The organism is Photobacterium sanguinicancri (assembly GCF_002265265.1).
In the GTDB taxonomy this organism is placed as follows: Bacteria; Pseudomonadota; Gammaproteobacteria; order Enterobacterales; family Vibrionaceae; genus Photobacterium; species Photobacterium sanguinicancri.
Window position 1 is genome coordinate 1 of record NZ_NOIF01000247.1, and the last position, 5,445, is coordinate 5,445.

The following is a 5,445-nucleotide window of genomic DNA, read 5'->3' on the forward strand; positions in this document are numbered from 1 at the left end:
TACATAAATAATGTCTTAATGTAATTAAGTGCTTTTAACTAAACGAAACAAGAGTTTAATTTTTTTAGTTAAAAGTTATTGGTTATAGTGACTCCCTTAATAGAGTCATCAGACTAATAGCTGCATGAAGGGCATAGTTGATACATAGAAGTGTACCTGAATGTCGTTTTTAGTTTGAAATACGAACTAAACCTAGTGGTGTAATGTATCGCTTTATATAGGACGTAGATCAAACTGAAAGCAAGAGGATCTGAAGAGATCATATAGGGGAAAAGGTGATCGATGATCACGGCTTCTACTATAACGCTTTTTAGATATAGCGTGAGCACAGTATTAAATGTGAATTGTGCTCTTACCGTCCACTGTAAAGGATCTAGAGATGACAGAAGAAGTACGTCTGACGCAGATGACCAAAAAAGCGGGGTGAGCAGCAAAAATAGGCCCTAAGGCCATGGCGCAGGTTCTGCAGTCCATTTCACCCCTATTTCCCGAACAAGCGTATCCCAATTTGATGGTTGGGTTGACGGTAAGTGATGACGCTGCCGTTTATAAAATCAACGATGATGTTGCTGTTATCCAAACATTGGATTTTTTCACTCCAATTGTGGATGACCCGTACGACTTTGGTGCGATTGCTGCTGCGAATGCGCTCAGTGATGTCTACGCCATGGGCGGGCAAGTGACATTGGCGATGAATATTTTTTGTGTTCCACCGGATCTTCCTCAAGACGTGGTTGGCCAAATTCTGAAAGGCGGTGCGGAAAAAGTCCGTGAAGCTGGTGCAGTATTAGTTGGCGGTCACACGATTGAAGATAGCGAGCCAAAATTTGGCTTATCCGTAATGGGCATGATCCATCCTTCTAAAGTACAAACCAAGGCCGCTGTAGAAAACGGTGATGTTTTGGTGTTAACCAAACCTATTGGTACAGGTTTAATTTCGACAGCACAGAAACGTGGTAAAGCAAGTCAGGCGGCAATAAAAGCCTCTACTGACAATATGAAAAAGCTTAACCGTAAAGCTGCAGAAATTTTTGCCAACTATCCAGTGCGAGCATGTACAGATGTGACAGGTTATTCCTTATTGGGCCATGCCCATGAAATGGCTGAAAAAAGTAACATTTGTATGCACTTCAAGGCTGAACAAGTTCCTTTCTTGCCTGAAGCCGAAGATTACGCAGCCCAAGGATTATTTCCTGGCGGTGCTAAACGTAATCTCGACGCTTACCGCGATGAAATCGACTTTGCAGAAGCCCTTGATGAAAGTTGGCAGCGTAAGTTGTGCTGCCCGGAAACATCCGGCGGGCTACTTGCTGCTGTACCAAGAGATTGTTTGGACGCGTTACTAACAGAATTTAGCTGTAATGAAGAACCCTGTTGGGTTGTCGGGTTTGCCGAAGAAGGAACTGGCTTAAAGGTTAGTTAGGATTCGGTTTAATCAGGTGGACCAGCTTCTGTTGAAGCTGGTTACCTTGCTAAATCGTTCACCTTCCTAGAAAAATCCTCCCAACTGACGCTTGTTTGGAGAAACACATGAAACTCGAACTAGGCAACATCCATGTTCGTGATCTGGCATTTGGCCCAGTAAGCGAAGTGAAAGAAAACACTGTGGTTATTGATCAGCAGGCTTTAATTGGCCATTTGTCTGAATTGGATCACCGTATCCGCTCAATCGAGCTGTCTATCGCTAAACCCGGCGATAGTATTCGTATCATGCCAGTAAAGGATGCCATTGAACCTCGCGTAAAAGTAAGCGGTGGCGGTAATATTTTCCCTGGGCGACATTTGGGTGAAGAAGAGATGGTTGGCGAAGGCCGTACCCATGTCTTAAAAGGTATGGCGGTGGTAACAACGGGTGAAATCGTTGGTTTCCAAGAAGGCATCGTCGATATGAGTGGTCCGGGTGCGGATTACACTCCGTTCTCATCAACCTTGAATCTTGTTATTCAATGTGAAGTTGATGAAAGCTGTAACCAATACGACCATGAAGGTTTGGTACGTATGGTTGGCTTAGAAGCGGGTCGTTGGATTGGTGAATTGGCGCGAGATATTGAGCCAGACGAAATTCAAACTTACGAGACTAAGCCACTGCTAGAGCAAGCAGCTGAGTACCCTAACTTACCAAAAGTAGGTTACGTATATATGCTGCAAAGCCAAGGCCTATTGCATGACACTTATTATTATGGTGTTGATGTTAAAGGTATTCTTCCAACACTGATGTACCCAACAGAAGTGATGGATGGTGCGATTATTAGTGGTAACTGTGTATCTGCTTGTGACAAGAACACTAGTTATATCCACCAAAATAGCCCTGTCATTTATGATTTATACCGTCACCACGGTTCTAAGTACAACTTCATGGGCGTTATCGTTACTAATGAAAACGTCACACTGCGTGATAAAGAGCGTTCATCTAACTTCGTTGTGAAACTTGCGAAGCAAATGGGTTGGGATGCTGCAATCGTGAGTGAAGAAGGCTTTGGTAACCCAGATGCTGACTTAATCATGAACTGTTCAAAACTTGAAGCAGCAGGCATTCAAACTGTTTTGCTGACGGATGAATACGCAGGTCAAAACGGTGAAAGCCAATCGCTAGCGGATTCTCATAAGAGCGCAGACGCTGTGGTTACCAACGGTAATGCTAACCAGTTAGTGACGCTACCAGCGATGGATAAAGTAATCGGTTATGACCGCTACGCAGATGTTGTTGCGGGTGGTTTCAACGGCAGCTTGCATGACGATGGTTCAATCACGGTTGAACTTCAAGCCATCATCGGTGCAACTTGTGAGCTTGGTTTCCATAAGCTCACTACAAAAGCCAGCTAAGCGAGGATACACACATGACATTGAAAGTCGTTTATTATCTCAACCAGTTCTTTGCCCAAAAGGGTGGTGAAGAAATGGCTCACATTCCAATGGAAGTGGTTGAAGGCACTGTCGGTGTTGGTGCGCAATTTGGCACTATGCTGAAAGACAAAGCTGAGATCTCCCACACTATTATTTGTGGCGATTCATACTTCAACGAAAATGAAAGCTTATGCTGCCACAGCTTGGAAGAGATCCTTGCGCAAGTTCAGCCAGATCTTATTATTGCAGGCCCTGCGTTTAACGCCGGTCGCTACGGTATGGCTTGTGGTACAGTCGCGAAAGTGGCGCATAAAATGGGTATCACAACCATTTCTGGTATGTACGTTGAAAACCCTGGTTACGAATTATTCCGTCAATACGCTTACATGGTAGAGACAGGAAACAGTGCTGCAAGTATGCGTAAAGCTGTACCTGCAATGGTTGGCTTGGTTAACCGCTACATCGAAACTAACGGTGAGCTTGGTTCGCCTGAAGAAGCTGGCTACATGCCACGCGGAATTCGTGTGAACTTCTTTGCTGACAAACGTGGTTCTGAACGTGCTGTTGACTTGCTGATTAACAAATTAGCTGGCGAGTTTACAACTGAATATCCAATGCCAGTATTCGACCGTGTTGATCCTCAGCCACCTGTTGAGATGATGAGCACCGCAAAGATTGCTTTAGTGACCTCTGGTGGTGTTGTACCAAAAGGTAACCCAGACCACATCGAGTCATCAAGTGCATCTAAGTACGGTGAGTACAGCATTGAAGGGCTAGAAACACTTACCGAAGCAAGCCATGAAACCGCGCACGGTGGTTATGACCCAGTTGCTTGTAACCAAGACCCGAACCGCGTACTGCCAGTTGATGTACTACGTGACATGGAACGCGAAGGCGTGATCGGTAGTCTGCACGACATTTTCTACACCACAGTCGGTAACGGTACTGCGGTAGCGAAAGCGAAAGAATATGGTGCAGAGATTGCGATGAAGCTACAGAAAGCTGGTGTAACCGCAGCAATATTCACCTCCACTTGAGGCACTTGCACACGTTGCGGCGCAACGATGGTTAAAGAAATTGAAAAAGTAATGCCTGTAGTTCATATGGCGACTGTTGTTCCTATCTCTAAAACAGTAGGTGCAAACCGTATTATTCCAACTATTGCGATCCCTCATCCACTGGGTGATCCAAAAATGCAGCCACGCGAAGAGAAATTCACGCGTCGTCAATTGGTAGAAAAAGCGGTAATCGCACTACAAACCAAGATTGATGAACAAACTGTATTTTAGATTTAATACACGCTAAAAAAGAAGCCAGCTGTCTAACAGCTGGCTTTTTTATTAGCATCGATTGTTATTAACGGGAATAAAAATACCCAAGCGTATAAAACTAACTTGGGTATGAGAGTGGCGTGTTAATAATTTATAGGCTGGCGTTGATAGCGCTCAGGCATGACTTAATTAACTGGCAGTCTATAAATTGAAAGTCTGAACTTTGCTTTTTCGGGAAGTCTTGTTCAATATCTTCACTGGTAAGGTTGAGAAATTCAGGCTTAGCCTTACAGAGTACTTGGTATCTTTCTATTGTTTGTTCAATAGTATTAAGTGAGTCCATGTCTAAATTATTATCGCGGTAAATGACAATGCTTCGATAAGGTGTTTCGTGTGGTTTAACACTACCAGCAAGAGGGTGTGAAACAACTTTATACCCGAGGTGGACTTGGTCCCTTGTGAAAGTTAAAACATCATTAACCGTATTCTTACGAATAATCGTTATCGCACTGTTATCAACTTTTATACTTGGGTTGTTAGTAATGATCTCTAATCTATCAGCTCTCATGATATTCCTTGATGATATTTAATCGGCACAATGCTACGCCTTAATTATAATCCTTCTGGCGGTGCGTTTTTATGGCTTGTCTCGTATTTTAAAGGATAGATGACAGGAAAAGTAAATTGGCTAGCTAAGTATTATCGAGTAATAACTTGTTATTTTGTAAAGCTAAGCACTGAATAGTAATATCTTCCATTTAAGCTGTTTGATGCATTGCAAGTTTTGCGATAAACAATACAGGTACAATAGCCAAGAACACCTTCGTTAAAGATATTAAATATCACCAATATGTGCATTCAGAAGGACTTTAGAATAATGGGAAATGAACAAACATTGCTATTTGTATTAAATGATGCGCCATACGGTTCAGAGCGTTCGTTTAATGGTTTAAGACTGGCAATTAACCTCAATGAGCAAGAAATTGAGACGAAAATCAACGTTTTTTTGATGTCAGACTCGGTGAGTTGTGCGCTACCAAAACAGGCCCCAGGTGAGGGGTATCACGTTCAACAAATGTTGGAAATCCTAATCGCACAAGGTGCGGAAGTGAAGCTCTGCAAAACTTGTTGTAACGCTAGAGGGATCAGCGAGCTTCCACTGATAGAAGGTGCTGAAATTGGTACGCTGGACGATTTGTCTATGTGGACACTGCAGGCCGATAAAGTGATTTGCTTTTAATGAAGCAAGATAACGAGTAGATACCAGCATTATAAATACAACGAAGCCGCATAGGGTCACTATGCGGCTTTTTATTGTACTGTTTTTATT

The 5,445-nt window shown here is 43.1% G+C and carries 5 protein-coding genes; 4 read left to right on the forward strand and 1 reads right to left on the reverse strand.

Annotated features, from left to right (window positions below; all coding sequences use genetic code 11):
• Positions 1 to 379 precede the first annotated feature (379 nt).
• The 3 genes from selD to ASV53_RS22265 all read left to right on the forward strand — a co-directional run bounded on the left by selD (position 380) and on the right by ASV53_RS22265 (position 4,133).
• On the forward strand, positions 380 to 1,423 hold the full coding sequence (gene selD, locus ASV53_RS22255; protein WP_094958731.1) for a selenide, water dikinase SelD: 1,044 nt from the start codon (positions 380 to 382) through the stop codon (positions 1,421 to 1,423).
• A 107-nt stretch (positions 1,424 to 1,530) separates the two neighbouring features.
• Positions 1,531 to 2,823, forward strand: a complete 1,293-nt coding sequence (locus ASV53_RS22260) for a glycine/sarcosine/betaine reductase component B subunit (RefSeq protein WP_062692578.1) — start codon at positions 1,531 to 1,533, stop codon at positions 2,821 to 2,823.
• Positions 2,824 to 2,837: 14 nt separating this feature from the next.
• Entirely contained in the window at positions 2,838 to 4,133 is a 1,296-nt protein-coding gene (locus tag ASV53_RS22265; protein ID WP_094958732.1) for a glycine/betaine/sarcosine/D-proline family reductase selenoprotein B, read from the forward strand.
• 133 nt (positions 4,134 to 4,266) lie between these two features.
• Here the strand turns inward: ASV53_RS22265 and ASV53_RS22270 are convergent, their stop codons facing one another.
• Complete coding sequence (locus tag ASV53_RS22270) at positions 4,267 to 4,683, reverse strand: GrdX family protein (RefSeq protein ID WP_094958733.1); 417 nt, start codon at positions 4,681 to 4,683, stop codon at positions 4,267 to 4,269.
• A gap of 309 nt (positions 4,684 to 4,992) precedes the next feature.
• Between ASV53_RS22270 and ASV53_RS22275 the strand changes: the two genes are divergently transcribed.
• Positions 4,993 to 5,355, forward strand: a complete 363-nt coding sequence (locus ASV53_RS22275) for a DsrE/DsrF/TusD sulfur relay family protein (RefSeq protein WP_094958734.1) — start codon at positions 4,993 to 4,995, stop codon at positions 5,353 to 5,355.
• Positions 5,356 to 5,445 lie beyond the last annotated feature (90 nt).